This window comes from Brevefilum fermentans, from assembly GCF_900184705.1.
Lineage (GTDB): Bacteria > Chloroflexota > Anaerolineae > Anaerolineales > Anaerolineaceae > Brevifilum > Brevifilum fermentans.
Genome location: NZ_LT859958.1, coordinates 25,734 through 49,034 on the forward strand (window position 1 = coordinate 25,734; position 23,301 = coordinate 49,034).

A 23,301-nucleotide genomic window follows, 5' to 3' on the forward strand; every position below is an offset into this window, starting at 1 on the left:
GCTGTCCTTATCACAGGTTTGGTATTTAAGATAATTAAGACTATAATTATCGTATATGTTTGAAAATTTAATTAAGGACACCAAGATGATCAAGCCTTTCAGTCTTTCTAAAACAGGGATGGCGATTGCTTTCATTCTCATCACTGCGGTGGTTGGCACAGGAATATTTTCTCTGCTCCTGCCCCAACTGCCGGCTTTCGCCCAGGATGAATCGAATTTACCTGAAATTTCACCCCTACTGGTGGCAGCCGGTCTGGAGCGACCGGTTGGCATTGCCCACGCCGCGGATGGCAGCGGGCGCCTGTTTATCGTTGAACAACAGGGGCAAATCTTGATCCTGGAAGCTCAACGGGTTGAGACATCCTTTTTAGACATCCGAGACCGGGTTGCTTCCCCTGCTTCGGGCGGCGGCAATGAACAAGGCTTGCTTGGGCTGGCTTTTCCGCCTGATTATGCCGAAAAAGGCTATTTCTATGTCTATTACACCATGCGCACTGGCGATAACGTCCTTTCCCGGTTTTTTACCACCGAAAACCCCAACCTGGCTGACCCCAATTCCGAAGAACAGATTTTAACCTTCCCCCACCCACAATACCAGAACCACAATGGGGGGCAACTGGCGTTTGGCCCCGATGGTTACCTGTATATCGGCGTCGGCGATGGCGGCAGCGGCGGTGACCCCTTTGGAAACGCCCAGAACCCCGCTTCATTAAATGGCAAGCTGTTGCGGATTGATGTCGAAATGGAAACCAGCATTTACAAACCCGGCTCGGGATCGAACACGATCATTTGGGATTTCAATTGCCTCAATGGCGCAGGGATAAACTACCCATCTGCTTATTTAATCCCTGCAGACAACCCCTTTCGCGACGATCCCGAATATCGCCCCGAAATTTGGGCTCTGGGATTGCGAAACCCCTGGCGCTTTTCCTTTGACCGTGAAAACGGCGATCTTTACATCGCCGATGTCGGTCAGGATCGCTGGGAAGAGATCAATTACCAGCCAGCAGGCAGCGGCGGCGGACAAAATTATGGCTGGAACATCCTGGAAGGAAAAGAATGCTATGGATCCGTTTCCTGCGATCCAGACGGGTTAATCCTGCCAGTGCATGTTTATCCAAATTCCTCTTCTCCGAATTGCTCCATTACCGGGGGGTATGTGTACCGGGGCGATGAAATTCCTGCCCTCGAAGGCGTGTATATTTTTGGAGATTTTTGCAGCGGCAGTATCTGGGGACTGCAAAGGGACGGTGACACCTGGAAACAGGCACTGCTGACCAGCACGAGTTTCATGATCAGCGCCTTTGGCGAAGATGAACAGGGTGAAATTTACATCGCGGATATGATCGGCGGCGGGATTTACAAACTGAACTTGAAATAACCGGGATTAGCTGCAAGTCACATCCAGCAGTGAAAGCGCTGTGGTTTTTGGAATTAATTAATTGGCGTCCACCTCAGATGACAGCGAAAAGCTGGACGAGGTGATAACCAACCAGGGCTGCCCAGATCCAGCTATCGATCCGGTCCAGGATGCCGCCATGACCGGGGATCAGATTGCCCGTATCCTTCACCTTCGCTGTTCGTTTAAACAGGCTCACCAGTAAATCCCCCGCTGCTGAGACCAAAGCCAGCACGAAACCCATCACCGCTCCCTGCCATAAAGGGGTCACCGCAGGCAGCCACCCCACAGAGCGCCAGAGCAGCACCAGCAGGGCTCCAAACAGGGTGCCGGTCACCACCTCGCCCGCCAGTCCAGCCCAGGTCTTGTTGGGGCTGAGGCGCGGGGACATTTTCTTTACTCCCAGCCAGCTACCGATAAAATACGCGCCTGAATCAGCCAGCCATACGGATGGGAGCGCAGTCAGCATCCAACCGAGCCCATTTTCTAAAGCCCTCAGGGAGATCATCCCCCCGCCCACCCAGCCAAGGTAAAGAATCCCAGCCAGGTTGATGACAAAGCCCAGGGCGGCGCCATCGCGACCGCGTTCATATTCGACCAATCCATTAATCGTGTTCGCCAGTACGAGGAGGGTCAACAAAGGCACGAGATAAGCGTCATCCAAAGTCCAGCGCTGAACAACAAACAGGGCGACACCCAGCAGCAGCATCACCAGTGAAGGCTGATGCCCCATTTCCTTAAATAGGCGCGTGAATTCATAGGTTGCCACCAGCAGGATTAACAAAATGAACAGGTTAAACGCCCAGCCCCCAAGATAGATCAGGATTAATACCAGGGGAATAAATACCAGCGCCGCATTGACACGTTGGGACAACATCGGGAAATTGGTTACAACCTCAGGCTTCTTTTAGTCCACCAAACCGCCGATCGCGCCGGGCATATTCATCGACGGCTTTTTGTAATTCTTCTTCGTTAAAATCAGGCCAGTAGACCTTGGGGAAGATCCACTCTGAATAAACCGTCTGCCAGGTGAGGAAATTGCTGGTGCGCTGCTCGCCAGAGGTGCGAATCACCAGGTCCGGGTCGGGGATCTCAGCGGTGAACATGTAATGGCTTACCAGGGTTTCGTCCACATCGTCCGGGTTCACCCGTTCTACCAGCATCCGCTTGATGGCATGGATGATCTCATCCCGTCCCCCGTAGTTAAAGGCTAGCACGATATTGATGCGCTGGTTGTGCCTGGTCAGTTCGATCGCCGCGCGAACTTTGTTCTGCAGCGTGCTTGAGAGCCCATCCAGGTGACCAATGTGGATCAGGCGGGCGCCTTCCGCATGCAATTCTTCAATCTCACGGTCGATCACCTCTGAAAGGATATGCATCAATCCGGCGATCTCTGTTTTTGGGCGGGACCAGTTTTCAGTAGAAAATGCATACAATGTCAGGTACTCAATGCCCAGTTTGGCAATGGCGCGAATAATGGTGCGTAAATTTTCCGTCCCGGCGCGATGACCTGCCATGCGAGGGAGACCACGTTCCTGAGCCCAACGACCATTGCCATCCATGATGATGGCTACGTGCCTGGGAACTTTTGAAAACCTGGAGGGGGCTTCGTTAGTGGTCATTAATCATCACACTTCCATGATCTCAGTTTCTTTACGTGCACCGATTTCATCAACCTTTTTAATCATTTTATCGGTCAGCTCCTGAAGCTCCTTCTCGCCGCGCGCCTGGTCGTCCTCAGATAACAATCCTTCTTTTTCGAATTCTCGCAAATCGCGGATCAGGTCACGTCGGGTATTGCGAATACGGACTCGAGCTTCTTCCATCCGGTTGTTGACCATGCGTACCAGTTCTCGGCGGCGTTCTTCAGTCAATTGAGGCAGCGAAAGGCGAATCACTTTTCCATCGCTATTGGGGGTCAGACCCAGATCCGAGACCAGGAAAGCGCGCTCAATGTTCTTCAGCGTTGCAGGGTCAAAGGGGCGAACCAGCAGTTGGCGTGGTTCGGGAACGCTGATCGACGCAAGCTGAATCAGGGGCGTGTTGGCGCCATAATAATCGACAGGCAGCCTCTCAATCAACGCTGGTGATGCCCGTCCCGTACGAATTGCAGACAGATCCTCCTCCAAGGAATCCAGAGCAGATTGCATTTTCTCGACTGCTTCTCTCAAGGTGTCTTTGATCATGTTCTTCCTCCAAGGCTTGATTACATTTTCGATTATTAAGCATACAACAAAAGCTTTATCTCGTCTACCTTGTGCGTAGAAGATCTGGCCTTACCCGTTAACCGCATTTTAGCGCTCATACAAGGTTTTGTCTGACCCCAATCACTCCTGGCAAAGATGAACTGTACATGCATAAGGAGAAAAAAGTCTACGATCCTGTTAAGAAAAACTGCCCGTCAAACGGGAAGCTACTCTCAAAATGAGCATCAACAAACACGCAAGCCTGATCTGTCAGGTCCTTTAGCCTTCGTCGACCAATGTGCCGACCTTTTCGCCGAGTAAAGCCTTCGCCAGTGCTTTCTCATCCCATAAATTTACCACCAGGATTGGGAGTTTATTCTCCATACACAGTGAGATTGCCGTGCTGTCCATCACCTCCAGGCGCCGGTTGAGGGTATCAATATAGGACAGGTGCTCAAATTTTTTCGCCTCCACATGTTGATTGGGATCCTTATCGTAAACCCCATCGACCTTCGTCGCCTTGATCAATACATCCGCACCGATTTCCATGGCGCGCAGTGCCGCGGCGGTATCGGTGGAGAAAAAAGGGTTTCCGGTGCCGCCGCCAAAGATCACCACGCGGTTTTTCTCCAGGTGGCGAATTGCCCGCCTCCGAATATAGGGTTCTGCTACAGAACGCATCTCAATCGCAGATTGAACGCGGGTCATCAAGTTGATGCGCTCAAAAGCATCCATCAATGCCAGCGCGTTCATCACAGTAGCCAGCATCCCCATATAATCGGCGGTCGCCCGGTCCATGCCGGCGTTCAGTCCGGTGCGACCGCGCCACAGGTTGCCGGCACCGATCACAATTGCCACGTCAACGCCCATTTCATGCACTTGTTTGACCCTCTGAGCGATATCCGTTGCCCGATCGGGGCTGATCCCGAGGCCTTCTTCACCTGCCAGAGCCTCACCGCTTAATTTCAAAAGGATTCGTTGGTAAGCAAGCCCATTTTTGTTTGTGGTCATCTGCCCTCCTTTATGATTTAAGTTCTTGATAAAATAAAGCCAACCTTGCGGTTGGCTTTGAATGTTTTACTCCTGATCTTGATCCTGCCCCTGTTCAACCGGATCAGATGCAGAGCCAAGCTCCCAGCGAACAAAGCGCCGTACGACGATCTTTTCGCCAAGTTTGCTCACCGTCTGGTTAATCAGGTCCTGTACGGTCATGCTCTCATCGCGCACATAAGCCTGGTTCACCAGCACGGTCTGCTGCTTGAATTTTTTCAAAAATCCCTCAACAATTTTGGGGATGATATGTTCCGGCTTACCCTCATCCTTCGCGCGAACGGTTGCAATATGCGCTTCACGATCGAGGTCTGCCTGTGGAATGTCCTCTTCATTAAGGTAAAGCGGGTTTGCTGCTGCGATATGCAGGGCTATTTCATGTGCCAGTTCCCGAAAATCAGGCGAAAGGCTGGCAAAATCGGTTTCACAGTTGACTTCAACCATCACCTTTAAGCGACCTTCGCCATGAGAATACACCTCAATTACGCCCTCTGCTGCTTCCTGATTGGCGCGTTTGGCAGCTTTAGCCAGTCCTTTTTCCCGCAAGACAATCACCGCTTTATCAAAATCTCCATCGGCATCACGCAGTGCAGCCCGGCAGTCAAGAATGCCGCAACCGGTGGCTTTGCGCAATTCTTTGATCATTTCAGTTGTAATTTCCATCTTAATTCATCCTATCATTCAGTGCTGTCATTTAGTTTTCTTCCGCGTCGTCAGCGATTGCGTCTTCCTCTGACGCCTCAAGCACATCTTCGCCTTCTTCGAGTTCATCTGCTTCAACAGGCTCATCCGGTTCGGCATCAAACGGCTGCTCATCTTCTGGGGTCAACTCAAGCTCTTCAAAGACCTCGGCTTCAAGCTCATCGCCAGGTTCTTCTGTTAACTCGCTGTCTTTGGTGGTTTTTGATAAATCAAGATACTTGAGGGTGGATTCGCCCAACAAGTCGGCATCTTCTAGCTCTTCATCGCTGTCAACATAGCGACTCAGCCCAACAGGCATTGGTTCCGCGCGAAGATCCTCTTCTTCAATATCCTTCCCTCGGATGGCTTTGCCTTCCATCACCGCATCGGCGATCTTTCCCACAATCAATTTGATGGCGCGAATGGCATCATCGTTGGAGGGAATGATGTAATCGACACCCTTCGGATCGCAGTTGGTATCCACCATGGCAACCACGGGAATGTTTTTCAGATTTGCTTCATGGACCGCGGTGTCTTCCCTCATCACATCGATCACAAACAGGACGGTCGGCAGGCCCCTCATATTGCGGATACCGCTGAGGCGTTTTTCCAGGCGGGCAATTTCCCGCGAAATCATCAGGCCTTCCTTCTTGGTCAACTGTTCCAGCTCGCCACTATCGCGCATGCGTTCAAGGCGTTCCAATTCAAAGATACGCTGCTGGATAGTCATCCAGTTGGTAATGGTTCCTCCCAGCCAACGTTCGGTGACATAGGGCATACCGCAACGTTCCGCTTCTTCACAGACGGTTTCTTGTGCCTGCCGCTTGGTACCGACAAACAAAATCGTTCCGCCCGCAATAATCTGGTCGCGTACAAAGTCGTAGGCTTCATCCAGTAGATTAACGGTTTTCTGGAGGTCCAGGATGTGAATCCCATTACGTTCTGTAAAGATGTAAGGACGCATTTTAGGGTTCCACTTATTGGTGTGATGTCCAAAATGGACTCCGCTCTCGAGGAGCGCTTTCATTGTAACAACGGGTGACATGGTTTATTTATCTCCTTTGCGTTTTAACCTCCGCCTCCTTCTAAAATGCCCATCACTCATTTTATGAGCACGCAAGGCAAATCCGGAGACGTGTGAAATCGTGCTGCTGGTGCTATTTTGCAGCGGCATGAGTATATCACATGGATAACGAAAAGGGAAGTCGACGTCCGTTCAATGGGTACTGCAGACCATGGTTTCACTGCTTCCATTTTGACTTGAAATCTTGCGAAGGGATGCCTTGAACTCCTTTTTTTATAAGCTTTCTAATTCGAATTTAGTCAGAATTATTACATTAAATTATAAAAACCAATTTGTCTGTTAAGGGTCACCTTGAGAATTGGCGTCGAGAGATTTTTATAAGAGCCTCGCAGGATGTCAAGCTTGCCTTTTGAAACCTTAATGGAAGCACCAGGAATATTGTTTGGGGATTATACTAAAGCCATACCAGGCAATGCGCTTGAAAGCGCGAGAATAGCCGTTGGTTATCCATGCAGATAGGTGCCCAGTTAATCGTTTTTAACTGCAACGGATTTGATAACTGCCCGCCTGGTAGCACTGACACAGTGAATCTATATCAATCAACCTGGATGCCACTTATGAACATTAATGAAAACTACACTTATTACCACCCCATTGACGTGCGCTTTGCAGACCTGGATCCGCTAGCCCACGTCAACAATGCCGTCTACCTGACCTACCTCGAGAGCGCTCGCTTTGACTATTATCAGCGAGCTGGAATCTGGAGCCCCGACCACGCAATGCAAACTGGCATGGTCGTTGCGCATATCGATATTGATTATCTGGTGCCCATCCTCTTTGGGCAGGCGATCAGAGTTGGACTGCGGGTAACACGTTTGGGCAATAAGAGTTTTACCATGGCTTTTTTAATCGAAACAGCGCCAGAGCACACCCCCCTGGCTCGCGGCACCTGTGTGGTGGTTACCTACGACCCCCAAACTGGAAAAAGCATTCCCCTGCCCGACGACTGGCGGGAAAAAATAACACAATTTGAAGAGCAGAATGGAGAATTATGAACCTACCTGAACTTGACCTGAACGGGATGATCAGCTTTCTGACTGAACTCCTGGAGACGCCCAGCCCTACCGGCTTCACCGAGCAGGCGATTCAACTTTGCGAAGAACAACTCGCCCAACTGCCAGGAATCGTACTGGAAAGAACCCGCAAAGGTGCCCTGGTCGCCACGCTTCCTGGCGAGACGGAGGGCCCCTGGCGCGCATTAACCGCCCATGTAGACACCCTGGGCGCGATGGTTAAAGACATTAAATACAACGGCAGACTTAAGTTGACCAAACTGGGCGGTTTTGCCTGGAACACCGTTGAAGGTGAGGGCGTGAGCGTGTTCAACCGCTTTGGAGATATTCTACGGGGCAGCCTGCTTATCACCCAAGCTTCTGCTCATATCCACGGCCAGGATGTGAGTAAATCAGAGCGCAGCGATGACAATATGGAGGTGCGCCTGGATGCACGCACAAAGAGCGATTTGGATACCCTGGATTTAGGAATCGAGGTCGGCGATTTTGTCGCCTTTGACCCCCGGGTGGAGAAAACGGAGGGTTTTATCCGCTCACGACACCTGGATGATAAAGCTTGTGTGGCCTGCGTGATCTACGCAGCCAAAGCCATCGCTGCTGCTGGCAAAAAACCCAAAGTGAACACGGTCCTGCACATCAGCAATTACGAAGAGGTCGGTCATGGTGCAGCAGCCGGGATTCCACCCCAGGTGAGCGAGCTGGTGGCAGTCGACATGGCCGCAGTGGGCGACGGGCAAACCTCGGATGAATTTCATGCCACTCTATGCGTTAAAGATTCAGGTGGGCCCTATCATCACGGGCTCAGCCAGCGCCTGCGTGCCCTGGCGGAAGAATACCGCATTCCTTATAAAGTTGATATTTATCCCTTTTATGGATCGGATGGCGGTGCTTTTTGGCGTGCAGGCGGTGATGTAGCGGTAGCCCTGATCGGGCCGGGGGTTGATGCTTCTCACAATTATGAACGCACCCACACCGAAGCGCTTATTGCTACGGCTGATTGGTGCCTGGCGTACCTGTTGAATTGAGGGATCAGGCAGTAAGAATTTGAAAACAGGGATTTGGAATCAGGGAACGGTAAAAGTTCCCGCTTTGCTTTGGGGTTATTAATCTAACCGAGTCAAGCCAAGCTTTTTAGCCGCATTAATTGCAGCCTGGTACTCGCCCGGGTGGATGGTTCGGTTTAATTCCGGATAGCTTCCCGGCAATCCCCGCACTTTGAATGCCGGACGGTACTGCGCCATGATATTGAGGTAGACATTTTTAGAGACCTTTTCCGCCAGGAACTTGAAGATCGCTTCACTGCCGGCCAGACCCTCCGGCAGCACCAGGTGCCGTACCAGCAAACCCCGCCAGGCAAGGCCGCGTTCGTCGATCTGTAAATCGCCCACCTGACGCTGCATCTCCAAAACCGCAGCCTGATTGATGCGTGGGTAATCCTTAACGCGGGAATATTTAAAAGCCAGGTCCGGGTCAGCGTATTTCATATCCGGCATGTAGATATCGATAACGCCTTCCAGCAGAGCCAGCATCTCGAGGGAGTCATACCCGCCGGTGTTGTACACAATTGGGAGTTCCAGCCCCTTGCCTGCAGCAATCTCAATCGCTGCTAAGATTTGCGGAATCACGTGGCTGGGTGAAACCAGGTTGATGTTGTGGCAGCCCCGCTTTTGCAAGTCCAGCATCAGCTCCGCCAATTCACCCGCGTTGACTTCACGCCCGGCAGAAAGCTGGCTGATATCGGCATTCTGGCAGAAAACACAGCGCAAATTGCAGCGCGCAAAGAAGATCGTTCCCGAGCCGCGCCATCCGCTGAGTGGGCGTTCTTCACCCGGGTGGGGTCCGTAACTGCTCACCTGTGCCAGGACGCCGGTCTGACAGATCCCCAGCTCACCCGTCAAACGGTTCACACCGCAGCGCAGCGGGCAGACATCGCAGGATGCCAGGTGCTCGTGAGCTTTCCTGACACGCTGGAATAATTCTCCTGATTCAAGCAGGGTTAAATAAGCCGGCCGGGTGGTAGCCATGGTCAACACAATTATACTGTGCCTGAAAGAATGTTTTCCAGGTGATGTACAACGCCGGGATTGCAGAAAAACGAGGTGGATTACACGGTTATTGGCTAAAGAAATCTCGAACCACGGCTACCGAGCTGGTATCCCCAGGCATGCCGGGCGTTACAGCAGCCATAGCGTTGATCATTGCTTCTAAGCGCTGGCATTCTTCAAGAATCGCAGCGGGATTTAATGCTTTGGGTGTCTTCCCTGCAAAGCGTTCAAAATTCTGGTGGTAAATCTTCTCCAGAACCGGATCGGGTAACTTGATACCATAAAACCAGGCTTCCTTGCCGCCAAACAGAAAGCCCTCATGAGTCAACTGGAACGGTCCCTCATATTCCAAAAAGCCGCGAACGACCTCAATGCGCGCCAGGCTCTCTTCAGGTTCGATGCCGCCTCCAGCATCCGCCAGGAGCGCCCGCGCGCCAATATCGGTGCCGTAGATCATGCGATCCTGGTATTTAATAAAGAAATCGCGAGTTTTTTGAGGATCAATTGCAAAATTAAAATACATTTCAATGCCCGGGGTGAGATCAACGTGCATGTTGGGATAGCGGTCAAGGTAATCCGCCAGGCGATCCAGTTGCGCTGAAAGGAAGAAAAAGTGGGCAAAGGTCACTTTCAGGTTCGGGTGACGCTCCAGGACGTTCAGTACCTGGCGGTACTGCGCTTCATTGTCGATGAAGGTGCCATCGCCGTAATACCAGCCCATCTCCCGCGCCCAGGCGGGAATTTTTTCAGCATCCCAGAATTCCTCCGGATCATTGACATGGAAGACCAGCGGGATTTGCCGTTCAGCCATTTTCGCCCAATACGGCGCGTAAACCGGGCTGTCAAAATCGGGGATGGGCAAACGTTTGCGCATCTCAGCCTTCCCTTCGATCATCTTGATCCCGTCCGCGCCCAGCTCAGACAGCACATCCACATAATCGGCAAAGACCTCACCGGCGATGTCCGGCGTGATGAACAGGGGTGAGATATCCAGACCGCCGAACAGGTAGACCTGATCGGGGAATTTGCCCTTCAAATGCAGGGCATCCGGTACCAGACTGAGTCGTTTTTCGTCAGGAGTACAGACCACAGCCAATTTTTCGATCCCGACTTCTGCCAGGATGGCCATTAATCGATCGCCGTAGGAATGGTGCGGGAAGTGAATATGGCTATCAATGATTTTGAACGGTTTAAAGAACATCATTCCTCCACAATCCCTGTAATAAAGAATATCTTTGCCAGCTTTTGATGAGCGGGGCAGCTTTGCATATCAATCGCTATGCACCCGCGTGGGATCATTTCTGGCTTTTCAGACCGCTTGGAGCATTCATTCACACTCATCTCGATTATAAAAAACTTGGCAGCAATTTGTCAAATATTAATTGGATGGAAGTGGAGATCAAGTCAAATTTGACCCATCAATATCATACATGACGGTGAAGCGCCACATGCGAAAAATAACGAAGCCCGAGTGTGGGTCCAAGTTGCAAGTTTGCGTCACTTTTTGGGCAATCCCTGCGCAGAGTCCAAAGTGGGGTGGGACCATTCGCCATCATCGTCCCTGAAGCGCAGCGGAACCCCTGTAGCGAAGCGAAAGGGGCTGAGCGAAGGCGCTCAATCAACTTCAAAGTTCAACCTGTTTACCGCCTCTATTCACCCCAAACCAACTTTCCGTAGGCAGTTCTTAAGAATATTGAGGATTTCTGTTAATATAATCAATAATTAAAATAGAATAACCAAATATCTTGCAAAAAGAATGTGTTTTTATTCAATTTTAACTTTATATGATAGGTTTGGATTTCGGAAATAATTCTTGACGGAAAAATGGAAGTATGCTATATTACTTATTCAAGTAAGTGACGATATTTACCAGTTGTGGTATGATTGCAGGTGAATCAAGTTTTTTAAGTCATTTGTCTGCAAATGATCCATGTAGTGAATTAAAGGAGGTGATGGCACCCGGCACGATATCAACAAAGTTTTACCCAAGATTGATCAATTGACCCACTAGACTTTTAATAAAACGAAATTTTTTAAGAAGGAGAAAAAATGCAAAAGAAACTGTTAGCTGTAATTGCTGTTATTATGGCGCTGGCTATGGTTTTGACCGCGTGTGAACCGGCTGCAGTCCTTGAACCTGAAAAAATCATTGAGACCGTTGTCGAAACCGTTGTCGAAACGGTTGAGGTTGAGGTTCCGGTCGAGGTTCCGGTTGAGGTCGAGGTTCCGGTTGAGGTCGTTCCCGAAGTCGCGGAATCGACCCGCAAGGGTGGCTGGTTCGATACCATCATCGTGATCGAAGAGCCCAACACCGACGCCGCCATTACCCGCCTTGAGGTTGAGGAAATTGACATCTTTGTCTATACTGTTTCCAACCCCGAAGCAGCTGCAAAAGTCGAAGCTGCCCCCAACCTCGATTCATACGGTTCCTCAGGTTCCTACAATGAGCTGAGCTTCAACACCACTGGCCCCGTTTGGGAAAATGGCAAACTGAATCCCTTCGGCGTGGCAAAAATTCGCGAAGCCATGAACATGCTCATTGATCGCGATTACATGGTGCAGGAAATCGTTGGTGGTTTGGGCACACCCCGCTGGACCACTTTCAACAGCGCCTCCAATGACGCGGCTGCCTTTGCTGCTGAAATCCGCGCTATCGAGTTGAAGTACGCTTACAACAAAGACCTGGCTGCTGAACTCATTGGCGAAGAGATGGAAGCCCTGGGCGCGAAACTGGAAGGCGGCAAGTGGACCTATGAAGGTGAACCCGTCGAGATCAGCGTCCTGATTCGCATTGAAGATGAGCGTATGCAAATTGGTGACTACGTTTCCAACCAGCTTGAGGACATTGGCTTCACTGTAATCCGCGATTACAAATCTGCTGCTGATGCATCACCGATCTGGTACAGCGGCGACCCGAATGACGGCCTGTTCCACATCTACACCGGCGGCTGGATCACCACTGTGATTCCACGTGACCTGGGTGACAACTTTGCCTTCTTCTACACCGATTTAGGCTTGCCGGCTCCCCTGTGGATGAACTACGAAAACGATCCCGAGTTCTACGATGTTGCTGAAAAGCTTGCCTACCAGGACTTCACCTCACTCGAAGAACGCGCAGAACTGATTGAAAAAGCCCTTAATCTGGCAATGGAGGATTCTGCACGCCTGTGGCTGTATGACCAGAAATCCATCACCCCCAAGCAGAAGAACATCTCCGCTGCGGCTGACCTGTACGGCAACGTTGGCGGTGGCTACTTATGGGCGCTGACCATCCAGCGCGCTGGCGAAGAGGGCGGTTCTCTGACCATTGCGATGCCCAGCATTCTCACCGAGCCCTGGAACCCGATCGCTGGCTCCAACTGGATTTATGATATGACCCTGATCCGTGGCACCTCGGAATCGGCGACCTATCCCGATCCCTTCACCGGTCTGGCCCTGCCGAACCGCATTACCCATGCCGAAGTTGTGGTTGAAGAAGGTCTGCCCGTCTTCCAGAATTTGGATTGGGCTGAGCTGACCTACGCCCCTGAGATCCTCGTTCCCGAGGATGCCTGGGCTGACTGGGATCCCGTTGAAATGCGCTTCATCACCGTTGGTGAAAAGCACGCTGCTGCTGTTGAAGCTGCTGAAGCTGCAGCCGCAGAAGCTGAAGAGGGTGAGGAAGTTGAAATCCCCGGACCCGTCACCGCTCTGCGCAAGAGCGTTGCCTACTACCAGGAAGACCTGTTTGATGTGGTCAAGTGGCACGATGGCAGCCCGTTCTCTGTGGGTGACATCCTGATGGGTATCATCCTGACCTTTGATCGTGGTAAAGCAGACAGCGCCATCTATGATGCAGCGGCTGCCCCGACATTACGTTCGTTCTTGGGCTCATTCAAGGGCGTTAAGATCGTGTCTACCGATCCACTGGTCATCGAGACCTATTCCGATGTTTACTACCAGGATGCTGAATTGAACGTGAACACCTGGTGGCCCTATTACGACCAGGGTCCTGGCGCCTGGCACAACCTCTACCTTGGCATTTTGGCTGAAGCCGACCACGAAGCGGTCTTCTCACAGGCAAAATCTGCTGAGCTGGATGTGGATCGCCTGAGCTACATCGCTGGTCCCACGGTTGAGATCATGAAAGCCAAGTTAGACCAATGGACGGAAGAAGGCGGCATGCCTTACGAACCGATCTTCAGCCAGTTTGTTGATGAGGCTGAGGTTGCTGAACGTCTTGCTAACCTGACCGAATGGTTCCGCCGTTACGGGCACTTCTGGCTTGGCACCGGTCCTTACTACCTGCAGCGCGCCTTCCCGGTTGAGGGTACCGTTATCCTGAATAACAACCCCTTCTTCCCGGATCTGGCTTCCCGCTGGAACCGCTTTGCGAATGCGCCCATCCCGGTCGTTGAAGTTGATGGCTCCGCACGCGTGACCATTGGTGACGAAGAGGTTTACGAAGTTACAGTGACCTTTGAGGGTGCACCCTATGCCCTGGAAGATATCGAAACCGTGAACTTCCTGGTGGTCGATGCCAATAACCAGATTGCCCATGTGGGTAAGGCTGTTGGCAAAGAAGACGGTCTCTTCGAGATTGTTCTGACACCTGAGATCACCGGCGCCCTGTCAGCAGGCTCCAACTCGCTTGAGGTTGTGGTTGTTTCCAAGCTTGTGGCAGTTCCTGTTTCTGATGGGCTCACATTCGTGACCGTTGACTAGTAAACAAGTTTTTTAGCCTATGATTACTGGGGGCGCGGTGTACGCCACGCCCCCAGTATCCTTAATTTATTGATCTGTTTGACGAAAGCGAGATACGCTATGACAGATACCACTTATTCATCTGAAGAAATTGCACCGCCGGCAGAAACATTGAAAAAGAAATCAAATGCAGCACTAAGACTGCTTCGCTATACCGTAGGAAAATTCTTTTCCCTCTTTTTGGCGGTGTTGATTGGGATGTATCTGGTGATTTTAATTGCCAATATGGGCGGTTATGTTGACCAGATCATGAAAGCCCAGATTCGGGATGGCATTGGTTTGCAGGTCAGTATGGACCCGGAGCTCAGACGACGACCTCCAGAGGAACGCCAACAATTGATTAATGAGCTGGTGGCGGTCGAAGAACATCGGCTGGGTTTAGATAAACCCTTTATCACAAGAAGCTTTCGCTTTTTGTACAACGCCATGACATTGAATCTTGGACGGGCACAACACCTGACCAGTGATAGTGGCTCAGCAAGTGTGCGCCTGATCATTTTAGAACGTTTGCCTCCGACTTTATTATTCATGTCAATCGCCAGTTTCAGTCTGTTCTTTTTAAGTCTTGTCTTCGCATTGTTCTTATCCAGAAATTATGGCAGTTTCGTTGATAAGCTGGTGATTGCGCTCTCCCCCACTTCCTCGGCGCCGCCCTGGTTTTATGGCATCTTCTTACTGCTGATTTTTGCTGCGCTTTTAGGCTGGCTGCCTTTTGGTGGTATGGTCGATGCGCCACCCCCGGAAGACCCCATCAAGTATGCGCTCAGCCTGGGGCGTCACCTTGTTTTGCCTGTCGCCGCCTGGCTGATCAGCGGCTTTTTTGCCAGTGTGTACTCCGAGCGGACATTCTTCCTGATCTTTTCAATGGAAGACTATGTTGAACTGGCGCGAGCCAAGGGACTATCGGCACGAGATGTCGAACGGCGTTATATCCTGCGTCCAACATTGCCCAACATTATTACCAGCTTCGCTTTAATGTTGATCGGTCTGTGGCAGGGCGCTCTCCTCACCGAGACGATTTTCAACTGGCCCGGTTTGGGACGCATGCTCTACCGGGGTGTACAGACATTTGATACGCCGGTAATTATTGGATCGAATGTGATCTACGCTTATTTACTGGCCATTACGGTCTTTATCTTAGATTTTATTTACGCACTGGTTGACCCCCGTGTGCGTATGGGAAGTGGAGGGCCGAAAGCATGAAGAGTTTCATCGACAACATTAAACAATTCCCCTCTGCCATTTTTGGCTCGATTATGATCATCCTCCTGGTTGCATTGGCGATTTATGTTGTGATTGCCATCCCCTATCGCGATGCCATTTACGAATGGCGAGGAAGCGAAGAAATCCAGGGTACGGCGCCAAAGAATGCTCGCCCAACATATGTTAACTGGTTCCGGACAAAAAAATACTCGGAAACGATCTTAATCGACAGCACCAACCCCGAGGACGAGGTTGAAAAAACGGTCACTGAAGTTGCCGCTGACATGTGGGACATTCAGATGGTGTTTAAGTTCGATTATCCATATGATGGTTTCCCACAGGAACTGCAAGTGATATTGTCTTCAATTTATAAAGAAAAATCTCCTTTTGTCACCTTGACCTGGTTTACACCAGATGGCGAAAAGATCAAAGTTGCTGATATCACGGCCAAGCATCATGAAGTCGTCCGTTTTGATCTGCAAGACAAGCTGGTTCGTAAGCTGGACGGAGTTCTTCCACGGATTGGTTTGCTGCGAGTACCCGATGTAGAACCTTATAAGGTGCAGAAGGGCACCTACGAGCTGCACGTAGATACGATTGTGTTTGAGGAAGGCTCGGACATCGAAGCCAAATTTGTCAGCTTTGGGCAGGTGCACGGGTTGGCTGGCACCGACCATCGCCGACGCGACCTGATGCTGCCCCTGTTATGGGGTGCGCCGATCGCCCTTTCCTTTGGGTTTTTAGCCGCAATTGGAACAACTTTCACCACCATGTTTATCGCCGCGATTGGTGTGTGGTTCGGCGGTTTGACTGATGAGATCATTCAGCGCATCACTGAGATCTATATGCTTTTGCCTTTCTTGCCAATCCTGATTATGGTGGGTGTGTTCTACAGTCGTAGTATCTGGACGATGTTGTGGGTGGTAATTTTGATCAGCCTGTTTGGCGCTGGCATCAAGAATTTCCGTGCCATCTTCCTGCAAATTAAAGAAGCCGCCTATATTGAAGCTGCCCGTTCCTATGGTGCAGGTAACTGGCGTATCATCAATCGCTACCTGGTGCCCCGTATCATCCCCATCCTGATCCCTGGATTGGTCAGTGCGATTCCGTCGTATGTCTTCTTGGAAGCTTCCTTAGCGGTGCTGGGTCTGGGCGACCCAATCTTACCCACTTGGGGGAAGGTCATCAACGATGCCCAGATGCAAGGCGCCCTCTACAACGGGTATTATTACTGGGTTTTACAGCCAGCGGTCCTGTTGATGGTCACTGGTTTAAGTTTTGCGATGATCGGTTTTGCGCTCGACCGCATCTTTAATCCCAAATTGAGGGAGGTATAAGATCAATGTCTGCTGATACAGTATTAAGTGTAAGAGATTTGCGGCTGTTTTTCCGCACCACCAAGGGCGTTGTTCGCGCGGTGGATGGGGTTGACTTTGATTTAGGTCGCAACCGTGCCGTGGTAATTGTGGGCGAATCGGGTTGTGGCAAGACTTCGATGGCTCGAGCGATCTTGCGCTTGCTGCCGAAGAATGTGGATACCTATTCCGGAAAGATTTTGTTAAACGGATTAGACACCATGGCACTGAAGGAAGAGGAATACCGCCTTAAGATGCGCTGGGTAAAGATGTCGATGGTGCCGCAAGCCGCCATGAACTCGCTCAACCCTGTTTTGAAAGTGGGCGACCAGGTGGCTGAACCCGCGATGATCCACAATGACATGAGCAAAAGTGTCGCCATGGAGCAGGCGAAGACCATGTTCCAGCATGTGGGCGTTCCCCTTGATTTTCTTAGCCGCTATGCCTTTGAGTTGAGCGGCGGTATGCGTCAACGTGTGGCGATTGCCATGTCGTTAGTTTCGCTGCCCGAGTTGATCATCTTAGACGAACCGACCTCGGCTCTGGATGTGCTCACACAGGCAAATATCTTCAACGTGCTTAAGAGGATTAAAAAGGAGCTGGGCATGAGCTTCATCCTCATCACCCATGATATTGCGACCTCCAGTGAGCTGGCAGATGATGTGGCTGTGATGTATGCCGGGCAGATCGTGGAAACCGGAGATGCCCACCGCTTTTTCGCTGCGCCGCTGCATCCTTATTCAATCAAATTGATGAACAGCGTCCCGCGGCTCAGAGCCCGTCAGGAACCTGACTTTATTACCGGTCAGCCGCCCAGCTTGCTCAACCCACCGACAAGCTGCCGTTTTTATGAACGCTGTCCTTCTCGTTTTGAGCCTTGCGTTGAAGATCCCCCGACCGTTAATATCGAAGGTCGCACGGTTAAATGCTGGCTGCATGTGAAATAAGGAGAAACGATAATGGATAAAGTATTGAAAGAATTCCAGGGGGGGGTGGCGGTAGGAACGCAAAAGACCAATCGTAAAGATGAGGTTTTGCTCTCTGTGCAGGACCTGAAGGTCTGGTTTGAGCTGCGTCGATTTGGATTTGGCATTTCTGGCTATGTTCACGCAGTCGATGGAGTCAATTTTGATCTGCACTATGGCGAAACGATCGCAATCGTGGGCGAAAGCGGTTGTGGAAAAACAACCCTGATGAAAAGCATCCTAGGGCTATACCCGCCTACGGCGGGTGACATCATCTTTGAAGGTCAGTCTCTGAGCAAACTTAAGGCTTCAGAAATGCGAGCCTTTCGTTCTAATGTGGGTTATGTACAGCAGGACCCCTACGGCGCACTGCCCCCATTTATGAACGTTCAAACCATTCTTGCTGAACCGATGATCATTAACGGCATAAAAAGTAAAGAAGAGCGGCGCGAAAGAATTTTCAAGATCATGGAAGAAGTGAAAATGAGCCCGCCAGAAGACTTTTTAGAGAAGTTCCCCCATATGCTCAGCGGCGGGCAGCAACAGCGGGTTGTACTGGCTCGCGCGATGATGCTCGAACCCAAATTGATCGTGGCGGATGAACCGGTCTCGATGCTGGATGCGTCTGTCCGGGTTGAAATTCTGCGACTGATGCAATCTCTGCAGGAAAGGCACCATCTGGCGGTGATTTACATCACGCATGACCTTTCCACAGTACGGTACTTCTCAGAGCGTGTATTTGTGATGTATGCCGGACAGGCTGTTGAGAAAACCATGATTGACGCCATCGTGCACGACCCGCTTCACCCCTACTCGCAGGCTTTGATGGAAGCCACATCCGACCCGGATGCTGAAAATGCCACCCGTTTTCGCGATGTGCCGCCCGGAGAACCGCCCAGCTTGGTCAATCCTCCCCAAGGTTGCCGGTTCCACCCCCGCTGCCCGAAAATAATCCATGGACTGTGCGAATTTGAAGAGCCGCCGCACTTCACGCCGAAACCAGGTCAAATGGTGGCTTGCTGGCTGTATAGATGATGATTAAATGGCAACCCTGGAAGATAATCCTGCTGGGTGGCAGTATGATGCTGATAAGTGTGATCCTGCCTTTATTGATGGTGCTGCAAATTTTGCAGTCATCGTTCTTTCTGAACTTTTTGACCTATGGCTTGTCGGTAGCAGGGCTATTGATCGGTTTCATTGGAATGGTTACCATGGTCAGGGTTGAGCGGGCAAAACAAAAATTTAAAGACCAATTCAAGTAAATCCATTAACGAGCATAACGAGGTTGATTAATATTTTAATCAACCTCGTTCTTTAATTCCAAAACAAATAAAAATCCATCGCGGCTTGAGAAACGGCTGCGGTTAAAATAATTGACTTTCTGCGCTGGTTGGACATCCACTAAAAATGTGTTAGAATCATGGCTACAATTCTGGGGCATGGTGCAATGGCAGCACAGCGGACTTTGAATCCGTTGATCCAGGTTCGAATCCTGGTGCCCCGGCCATTTTGAAGACAAACTTTGACTGATCAAGAATCCAACCCTGATAGACCCATTGCGAGAAAGGCAGCCCCAAATAAGGACTGCCCCTCCCGAATGCTGGTCTTTAATCAGGGTGGCTTTTGCTTGCCAGCCCCCGTAAATTTCAAAGCAATAAAGGATGCGCGCTGATGACAATAGCTTCCATTATCCTGGCTGCGGGTGAAGGCACCCGTATGCGCTCAAAACTCCCTAAAGTGCTGCACCCCCTGGGAGGAAAACCCCTGATTTGGCATGCTTTGCAAGCTGTGAAAGGTTTGGTAGACCGGGCACCTGTGCTGGTTGTCGGACACGGCGCTGATCAGGTCAGAGCCACGGTGGGAGATATCGCTGAATATGCCCTCCAGGCAGAGCAATTAGGTACAGGGCACGCCGTGCTGATGGCTCAGCCTTTACTGCAATCAAAAGCGGATACACTGCTGGTGACTTTTGGAGATATGCCCTTATTGCGAAACGAATCTCTGAGGCAATTAATTGATCTGCACCGATCTTCAAAAAGCCCGGTAACGATGACCAGCATCATCGGTGATGAGGCGCGCGGCTTTGGACGGGTCATGCGAGATGATCAGGGGAACGTCGTTGGGATCGTTGAACAGGCAGACGCCACCCCGGAACAACTGGCTATTCGTGAGTACAACGTCAGCGCTTATTGCTTTGATGCCGCTTGGCTCTGGACAACCCTAACGCGCATCCCCGCCTCACCTAAAGGCGAATATTACCTGACAGATGTGGTCAGCCTGGCGGTTTCAGAGGGTTTTCGGGTAGCATCGCTGGTGCTGGACGATCCAGAGGAAGCCATTGGCTTGAACACCCGCGTCCACCTGGCGGAGGCTGAAAAAGTATTACAGAAACGCATCAATGAAGGCTGGATGCTGGCAGGCGTGACCATCATTGACCCGGAGCGCACCTATATCGAAGCCGGGGTGCACATTGGGCGCGACACGGTCATCCTGCCCAACACCTATCTGCGCGACGATACGGTTATTGGCGAGGATTGTCAAATTGGACCCGATACAACCGTGATTAATTCAATGGTTGGCAACCATGTGCACGTGCTGGCATCCGTGCTTGAACACGCTGAAGTGCGCGATCACGTCACCATGGGCCCATATTGTCACCTGCGTAAGGGTGCAGTCCTTGATGAGGGCGTCCATTTGGGTAATTTTGGCGAGGTCAAGGCTTCTTATTTAGGACCGGGTACCAGGATGGGACACTTTTCCTATATCGGCGATGCGAAAATTGGCAAAAACGTCAATATTGGTGCGGGGACCATCACCTGCAATTTTGATGGTGAAGTAAAAAATCCAACTGAAATTGGCGATGAGGTGTTTATTGGCAGCGATACCATGCTGGTCGCGCCGGTGAAAATCGGCGCTCGCAGCATCACCGGGGCAGGCTCGGTGGTAACCCATGACGTCCCCGAAGACACGTTGGTAATCGGTGTTCCAGCAAGAATAATTCGAAAATTGGAGAGAAGTGACAAATAGCCTGTTGTTGTGGATTCTGTTGACCATCAGTGTGCTCCTCAACTTGCTGGTCGTTGTGATTAAAGCCAGTTATACCCATGTCAGGTTGCCATTCCTGTTAAACCTGCGCGAAGGGCGTGAGAAAACAGTTGAGATGACCGTGAACCTGGCTGAAGATTCGCGTTTGCACGTGGGATTAAATTTTGCCCAGACCTTGCTGCATTTTGCACTGGCATGCTTTTGGGTGGATATTTTTCGCTCAGCCCTGCCCGACCTCAGCCTTGGGTGGTTGGTTGCATATTTTCTCATCGGCATGATCCTGGTGGTTATTCTTGAGTATTTTGTTAAAGCTCAAATAATGAAAAACGCAGAAGAGAATGCGCTTCGTTTCAGAGGGTTCGCCATCGTATTAAAAGCCCTGTTTTACCCCCTGTCGTCGGTTATCCTGGCTATCCTTGGGCCGAATGCCAAACGGGTTGCCCTGGCATCGATGACCGAGGAAGACTTGAAAGAATGGGTTGAGGTCGGTCAGCATGAAGGTTCATTGGAAAAGGGCGAGCGGGAAATGATCTACTCCATCTTTCAATTTGGGGATACCCTGGCGAAGGAGATCATGGTGCCGCGCATCGATTTGATCACCCTGGATATTGACAGCACCCTGGGAGAAGCACGCACGGCATTTATCCAGGGCGGGCATTCGCGGGTGCCGGTGTATGAAGAAACCGTGGATAACGTGGTTGGCTTGCTGTATGCCAAGGACTTACTGAGTTTGCAGCAGGATGATGACCTAATCTCGGACCATCGAGATATGCTCAGGCTGGCTTATTTCGTTCCAGAATCAAAAAAGGTTGATGAGGTCCTGGCTGATATGCAAGCGCGCAGCATGCATATGGCCATTGTGGTCGATGAGTACGGTGGGGTGGCTGGCGTGGTCACCCTGGAGGATATTGTTGAAGAGATCATCGGCGAGATCCGTGACGAATATGATGAGAGCGAAGAAATGCCCTATTTGCAGGTTGGTGAAGATGAATATGTGTTTCAGGGTCGAGTTGATTTAGATGTTTTCAACGAGGTGATGGGAACAGATATCGATACAGACAAAGCAGATACCATCGGCGGTTTCATTTACAGTGAGATCGGAGATGTGCCCACCGGCGGCGAGCATTTAATTTTTGACAACCTGACCTTGATTGTCGAGCAGGTGGACGGGCGCAGGATCGTCAAGGTGCGCGCAAAAAAGCACCTCACAGAGAGCATAAAACAGGATCATGAAAATGTTAACGGATGAATTTCGCAGCCTATTAATTCAAAAAGCGCAGGATGCCTGGCAACGCGCTTACGCACCTTATTCAACGTATGCTGTTGGCGCTGCACTGCTAACTGACACCGGCAAGATCTATGACGGAGTCAATATTGAAAATGCAGTTTACCCGCTGACAGTATGCGCAGAGCGGGTGGCAGTCTTTAAAGCGGTGTCTGAAGGGGAGCGGTCTTTTCGCGCCATCGCCGTTGTCACCAGGAATGGAGGCACGCCCTGCGGCGCTTGTCGGCAGGTGCTGGCTGAGTTCGGTCTCGATACGGTTGTGTTGATCGCAGACCTGCAGGGCAACCTCTTGCACGAGTTGACGGTGGCTGACCTGCTGCCTCATGCCTTTGGTGAGGCGGACCTGGATGCCGCCAGGGACTGATATGCCAAATGCCAAATGTTGCGCGCGTGTTGGATTGCCAGCAGGCGCGTTTTTTCTATTTCATCCTGGTGAGGTGTGATGACCAGAGAAAGCCGCACGTATCAAACCCGGGCGATTGTGTTGAGACATTACGAATTCGGCGAAGCAGACCGAATCTTAAGGCTGTTTACGCTGGAAAAAGGCAAAATCTCTGCCATCGCCAAAGGGGTCCGCAGGATCAGTTCTCGTAAAGCCGGACATTTAGAGCCCTTCAGCCAGGTGCATTTATTCCTCGCCAGCGGACGCGATCTGGACATCATCACCCAGGCTGAATCCCTCAAGTCCATGTCGGGATTAAGGGCAGATTTGCACCGAATGTCACTGGCATCTTATGTGGTGGAGTTGCTGGATCGCTTCACCTATGAGGAGGGTCCGAACCCCGCTCTGTTCCGACTGCTGTCGCAAACTCTGGAACGTTTGGAAGCCCAGGAAAACCTGGAAACTGCCGTGCGCTATTACGAACTCCGCCTGCTGGAATTATTGGGCTACCGACCGCAATTATTTAATTGCATCGATTGTAGCGCTGAGATCCGCGCGCAGGATCAATTTTTCTCACCGCTGGGTGGCGGGGTGGTCTGCCCGACCTGCGGGCGAAGTCGCACAGAAGCCTGGCCGATTGAGACCGATGTTTTACGCTACCTGCGCCATTTGCAACGTTCAGATTGGCAGTCTATCGCCCAGGTTGTGATCCCTGGTGAGATCAATCAAGCAATGTCCACCCTGACAGAGGCGTATTTTTCCTATTTACTCGAAAGCCATTTGAACACGCCAGAATTTATACGAAAAATCCAGGGGACAAATGATGAGACATAAAACTGGCGCTTAGGGGTTTTGTTTACTTCCC

The 23,301-nt window shown here is 51.0% G+C and carries 20 protein-coding genes, 1 tRNA gene and 1 pseudogene; 14 read left to right on the forward strand and 8 right to left on the reverse strand.

Annotated features, from left to right (window positions below; all coding sequences use genetic code 11):
- Window positions 1-85 precede the first annotated feature (85 nt).
- On the forward strand, window positions 86-1,381 hold the full coding sequence (locus tag CFX1CAM_RS00110; protein WP_162287635.1) for a PQQ-dependent sugar dehydrogenase: 1,296 nt from the start codon (window positions 86-88) through the stop codon (window positions 1,379-1,381).
- A gap of 73 nt (window positions 1,382-1,454) precedes the next feature.
- On the opposite strand, the gene CFX1CAM_RS00115 is transcribed toward CFX1CAM_RS00110, so the two are convergent.
- The 6 genes and pseudogenes from CFX1CAM_RS00115 to rpsB form a co-directional block, all read right to left on the reverse strand.
- Window positions 1,455-2,276 (reverse strand): phosphatidate cytidylyltransferase, encoded by an 822-nt coding sequence (locus CFX1CAM_RS00115; RefSeq protein ID WP_087861049.1) that lies wholly within the window; start codon window positions 2,274-2,276, stop codon window positions 1,455-1,457.
- Window positions 2,277-2,295: 19 nt separating this feature from the next.
- A complete protein-coding gene (locus CFX1CAM_RS00120; protein ID WP_087861050.1) occupies window positions 2,296-3,021 on the reverse strand; it encodes an isoprenyl transferase in 726 nt (241 codons plus the stop codon).
- A gap of 6 nt (window positions 3,022-3,027) precedes the next feature.
- Window positions 3,028-3,585 carry a ribosome recycling factor gene (gene frr, locus CFX1CAM_RS00125; RefSeq protein ID WP_087861051.1) on the reverse strand — a complete coding sequence of 186 codons (558 nt, stop codon included), beginning with the start codon at window positions 3,583-3,585 and terminating at the stop codon, window positions 3,028-3,030.
- A 279-nt stretch (window positions 3,586-3,864) separates the two neighbouring features.
- Window positions 3,865-4,596, reverse strand: coding sequence for a UMP kinase (gene pyrH / locus CFX1CAM_RS00130; protein ID WP_087861052.1), 732 nt, complete (start codon window positions 4,594-4,596; stop codon window positions 3,865-3,867).
- Between the two features lie 66 nt (window positions 4,597-4,662).
- Complete coding sequence (locus CFX1CAM_RS00135; protein ID WP_087861053.1) at window positions 4,663-5,298, reverse strand: translation elongation factor Ts; 636 nt, start codon at window positions 5,296-5,298, stop codon at window positions 4,663-4,665.
- A gap of 280 nt (window positions 5,299-5,578) precedes the next feature.
- Window positions 5,579-6,361 (reverse strand): annotated as a pseudogene (gene rpsB, locus CFX1CAM_RS00140) (30S ribosomal protein S2); the annotation flags it as partial.
- Window positions 6,362-6,957: 596 nt separating this feature from the next.
- On the opposite strand from rpsB, the gene CFX1CAM_RS00145 reads away from it, so the two are divergent.
- Entirely contained in the window at window positions 6,958-7,395 is a 438-nt protein-coding gene (locus CFX1CAM_RS00145) for an acyl-CoA thioesterase (protein WP_157891611.1), read from the forward strand.
- Entirely contained in the window at window positions 7,392-8,438 is a 1,047-nt protein-coding gene (locus CFX1CAM_RS00150) for a M42 family metallopeptidase (RefSeq protein WP_087861056.1), read from the forward strand. The genes CFX1CAM_RS00145 and CFX1CAM_RS00150 overlap by 4 nt, the downstream gene beginning before the upstream one ends.
- Window positions 8,439-8,516: 78 nt before the next feature.
- Here the strand turns inward: CFX1CAM_RS00150 and CFX1CAM_RS00155 are convergent, their stop codons facing one another.
- A complete protein-coding gene (locus tag CFX1CAM_RS00155) occupies window positions 8,517-9,437 on the reverse strand; it encodes a radical SAM protein (protein ID WP_087861057.1) in 921 nt (306 codons plus the stop codon).
- A gap of 88 nt (window positions 9,438-9,525) precedes the next feature.
- Complete coding sequence (locus CFX1CAM_RS00160; protein ID WP_157891612.1) at window positions 9,526-10,659, reverse strand: amidohydrolase family protein; 1,134 nt, start codon at window positions 10,657-10,659, stop codon at window positions 9,526-9,528.
- Window positions 10,660-11,507: 848 nt separating this feature from the next.
- On the opposite strand from CFX1CAM_RS00160, the gene CFX1CAM_RS00165 reads away from it, so the two are divergent.
- From CFX1CAM_RS00165 to recO, 11 genes are all read left to right on the forward strand, one after another.
- Window positions 11,508-14,162, forward strand: coding sequence for an ABC transporter substrate-binding protein (locus CFX1CAM_RS00165; RefSeq protein WP_087861059.1), 2,655 nt, complete (start codon window positions 11,508-11,510; stop codon window positions 14,160-14,162).
- A gap of 99 nt (window positions 14,163-14,261) precedes the next feature.
- Window positions 14,262-15,404 (forward strand): ABC transporter permease, encoded by a 1,143-nt coding sequence (locus tag CFX1CAM_RS00170; RefSeq protein WP_087861060.1) that lies wholly within the window; start codon window positions 14,262-14,264, stop codon window positions 15,402-15,404.
- A complete protein-coding gene (locus tag CFX1CAM_RS00175; RefSeq protein ID WP_087861061.1) occupies window positions 15,401-16,741 on the forward strand; it encodes an ABC transporter permease in 1,341 nt (446 codons plus the stop codon). Before CFX1CAM_RS00170 ends, CFX1CAM_RS00175 begins: the two co-directional genes overlap by 4 nt.
- A gap of 5 nt (window positions 16,742-16,746) precedes the next feature.
- Complete coding sequence (locus CFX1CAM_RS00180) at window positions 16,747-17,706, forward strand: ABC transporter ATP-binding protein (RefSeq protein ID WP_087861062.1); 960 nt, start codon at window positions 16,747-16,749, stop codon at window positions 17,704-17,706.
- 12 nt (window positions 17,707-17,718) lie between these two features.
- Window positions 17,719-18,759: an ABC transporter ATP-binding protein gene (locus CFX1CAM_RS00185; RefSeq protein WP_087861063.1), complete on the forward strand. Its 1,041-nt coding sequence runs from the start codon at window positions 17,719-17,721 to the stop codon at window positions 18,757-18,759.
- Between the two features lie 44 nt (window positions 18,760-18,803).
- Window positions 18,804-18,986, forward strand: coding sequence for a hypothetical protein (locus tag CFX1CAM_RS00190; RefSeq protein ID WP_162287636.1), 183 nt, complete (start codon window positions 18,804-18,806; stop codon window positions 18,984-18,986).
- 171 nt (window positions 18,987-19,157) lie between these two features.
- Window positions 19,158-19,231: transfer RNA gene (locus tag CFX1CAM_RS00195), tRNA-Gln, on the forward strand.
- Window positions 19,232-19,395: 164 nt separating this feature from the next.
- Entirely contained in the window at window positions 19,396-20,751 is a 1,356-nt protein-coding gene (gene glmU / locus CFX1CAM_RS00200; RefSeq protein ID WP_087861065.1) for a bifunctional UDP-N-acetylglucosamine diphosphorylase/glucosamine-1-phosphate N-acetyltransferase GlmU, read from the forward strand.
- Window positions 20,741-22,018 carry a hemolysin family protein gene (locus CFX1CAM_RS00205; RefSeq protein WP_087861066.1) on the forward strand — a complete coding sequence of 426 codons (1,278 nt, stop codon included), beginning with the start codon at window positions 20,741-20,743 and terminating at the stop codon, window positions 22,016-22,018. Before glmU ends, CFX1CAM_RS00205 begins: the two co-directional genes overlap by 11 nt.
- Complete coding sequence (gene cdd / locus CFX1CAM_RS00210; RefSeq protein ID WP_087861067.1) at window positions 21,999-22,418, forward strand: cytidine deaminase; 420 nt, start codon at window positions 21,999-22,001, stop codon at window positions 22,416-22,418. The genes CFX1CAM_RS00205 and cdd overlap by 20 nt, the downstream gene beginning before the upstream one ends.
- Before the next feature lie 78 nt (window positions 22,419-22,496).
- Window positions 22,497-23,270 (forward strand): DNA repair protein RecO, encoded by a 774-nt coding sequence (gene recO, locus CFX1CAM_RS00215; protein ID WP_087861068.1) that lies wholly within the window; start codon window positions 22,497-22,499, stop codon window positions 23,268-23,270.
- Window positions 23,271-23,301 lie beyond the last annotated feature (31 nt).